Source organism: Streptomyces sp. NPDC058157, assembly GCF_042884105.1.
GTDB lineage: Bacteria > Actinomycetota > Actinomycetes > Streptomycetales > Streptomycetaceae > Streptomyces.
Genome location: NZ_JBHVUQ010000384.1, coordinates 1 through 2622 on the forward strand (window position 1 = coordinate 1; position 2622 = coordinate 2622).

3 protein-coding genes are annotated in these 2622 nt (G+C 78.1%); 1 reads left to right on the forward strand and 2 read right to left on the reverse strand.

The genetic code is table 11. From position 1 onward, the window contains the following. Window positions 1–69: 69 nt before the first annotated feature. Both ACFVXK_RS38085 and ACFVXK_RS38090 read right to left on the reverse strand, forming a co-directional pair. Window positions 70–783 carry an NAD(P)H oxidoreductase gene (locus ACFVXK_RS38085; RefSeq protein ID WP_389621822.1) on the reverse strand — a complete coding sequence of 238 codons (714 nt, stop codon included), beginning with the start codon at window positions 781–783 and terminating at the stop codon, window positions 70–72. Beyond that, complete coding sequence (locus ACFVXK_RS38090; protein WP_389621825.1) at window positions 780–1853, reverse strand: NADP-dependent oxidoreductase; 1074 nt, start codon at window positions 1851–1853, stop codon at window positions 780–782. Before ACFVXK_RS38090 ends, ACFVXK_RS38085 begins: the two co-directional genes overlap by 4 nt. Window positions 1854–1987: 134 nt before the next feature. On the opposite strand from ACFVXK_RS38090, the gene ACFVXK_RS38095 reads away from it, so the two are divergent. After that, window positions 1988–2622 (forward strand): BTAD domain-containing putative transcriptional regulator (locus ACFVXK_RS38095; RefSeq protein WP_389621827.1); only part of this gene is annotated, 635 nt, incomplete at its 3' end.

Consider the following 2622-nt stretch of genomic DNA (forward strand, 5'->3'; position numbering starts at 1 on the left):
CCCCCTCCGCGCGGTCCCGCCCCGCCCACCTCCCCGCCGGGGCGCGTTCCGCCTCCCGCGTGCGCCCGTTCACGTGCCCGCGCGCTCCGGCGTCGGCCGCGCACCGGCCACCGCCGTGGCCCGCTCCGGGGACGAACCGGCGGTGACCGCCCGCAAGACCGCCGCCCCGGCGGGCCTGGCCGCGTCCTGGCCCGGCGGCAGGGCGCGGTCCACCACCTCCAGGGCCCGCGCCCCGCCCTCCAGGGAATCGTGGACGAAGTGCACCGAGGTGTCCTCGAACCCGCAGAACCGCCCGATCCCCGTCCCCAGGACGTGCTCCACGGTCCGCTCCCAGCCCCGCTCGCGGAACTCCGCCTCCCCGTACGCGGTGAGGGGCAGCCACACCAGCCGCCGGCCGCCCAGCGAGGCCCCGCCGCCGTAGGCGAACCCGTTGTTCCACACCCGGTCGATCCAGCCCTTGAGGAGGGCGGGCAGCCCGAACCACCAGAGCGGGAAGACGATCACGACCAGGCCGGCCGCCGAGACCCGGGCCATCTGGGCGCGGACCGCGGCCGAGTACTCCTTGCCGGGATCCTCCCAGTCCGGTTCGTCCGCCGGGCCCATCCGGGGGTCGAAGCCCTCGGCGTGCAGGTCGAGCAGGTCCACCGGGAACCCGTCGGCCGCCAGCCGCTCCCGGGCCCGCCGGGCCAGGGCGGCCGTCAGAGAGTCGGCCCGGTGGTGCGCCACGACCACCAGCGCGTGCCGCCCGGCGGGACCGGTGCCCGCGGCCGTCCCCGTGCTCATCGGGCACCCCCGAGCCGGACCAGCATCTTGCCGGTGTTGGCGCCGCCGAGGACGCCGAGCAGGGCTTCCGGCGCGCGCTCGATGCCCTCGACCACGGTCTTCTCCGTCCGCAGACCGCCGTCCGCGAGCCACCGCGCCGCCCGCTCCCGCCACTGCGGGAACAGGTCGAAGTGGTGGGTCACCAGCAGCCCGCGCAGCGTCACCTCCAGAGCGGCCGTCCGGAAGAGGTTGCGGGGTCCGGCGACCGGCCCCGTGGCCTCGTAGTCGCCGATCGAGCCGACCAGGGCGATCCGCCCGCCGCGCCGCACCGCCCCGAGGGCTGCCTCCAGGTGCTCGCCGCCGACGAGGTCGAGGCAGACGTCGATGCCGTCGGGCGCGGCCTGGGCCAACTGCCCGGCCAGGTCCCCCTGGTGGCGGTCGAGGGCGGCGTCGTAGCCGAAGACGTCCAGCAGCTTGCGCGTCTTGGCCGGGCCGCCCGCCGAACCGATCACCCGGGCCGCCCCCAGCCGCCGGGCGAGCTGCCCGGCCACGCTGCCCACCGCGCCGGCCGCCGCGGACACGAACACGGTGTCGCCCTCCCGCACCGGCGCCGTCCGGGTGAGCGCCGCGTACGCGGTCAGGCCGGTGGCGCCCAGCGCCCCGAGGTAGTCCTCGGCGGCGGCGGCCGAGACGTCCACGGCGGTGACCGCGGAGCCGTCCGCCACGGCGTACTCGCGCCAGCCGAGGAAGTGCGTGACGGTCGCCCCCACCTCGACACCGGCGTCGCGTGAGGCGATCACCTCGCCGACCGCACTGCCCTCCAGGGCCGCGCCCAGGGCGAACGGGGGCATGTAGGACGGGGCGTCGTCCATCCGGCCGCGCATGTACGGGTCCACGGACATCCACGTGTTGCGGACCAGGACCTGCCCCTCGCGCAGGGCCGGGACGGGCACCGAGGCGAGGGCGAAGTCCCCCGGCACGACGGCGCCGGCCGGCCGGGCGGCGAGCCGCACCTCACGGGAGGACACCGGGGGCGGGGCGGAGGTGGGGGCGGAAGCGGGGGAGGCGCTGTCTGCGCGGTGGGTGGGCACGGCGGGACCTTTCCGTCGGGGACCGCCGGGTCGCGGTCACGGGAACACCGTGCGGTGCGCCGCGCACGAACCGCTGACGGTCCGCGCACGGCCGCCGCCCCCGGGCCCCGCCGGGCGGCCGTAGGATGATCACCATGCGTTTCGAGGTGCTCGGGCCGGTGACCGTGCGGACCGACGGGGGAAGCTCCGTCCGCGTGCCCGAGGCCAAGGTCCGCACGCTGCTCGCCGCGCTCCTGGTGGACCGGGGCCGCCCGGTGGCGGTGGACCGGCTGGTCGACGCCCTGTGGGGGGACAGCCCGCCCGCCGACCCCCTCAACCGCCTCCAGACCAAGGTCTCCCAGCTGCGCCGGGCCCTGGCGAAGGCCGAGGAGGGCGGCCGGGCCCTGGTCGCGCACGGCCCGGCCGGCTACACCCTGCGGACCCCCGGCCCCGCCGTGGACGCGGACCGGTTCGCCGCGCTGCTGGCGCGGGCACGCGCCGAGCGGGACCCGGCCGGGCGGGCGGAACTGCTCACGCGGGCGCTCGGCCTGTGGCGGGGGGACGCGTACGCGGACGTCGCCGACGCCGCCTTCGTCCGCGCGGAGGCGGCCGGCCTGGAGGAACAGCGGATCACCGCCCACGAGGAACTCGCCGAAGCCCGGCTCGCACGGGGCCAGCACGCCCGGACGGCGGACGAGCTGGCACCGCTGGTCCGGCGCCACCCCCTGCGCCAGCGGCTGCGCGCCGCGCAGATGCGGGCCCTCTACGGGGCCGGGCGGCAGGGGGAGGC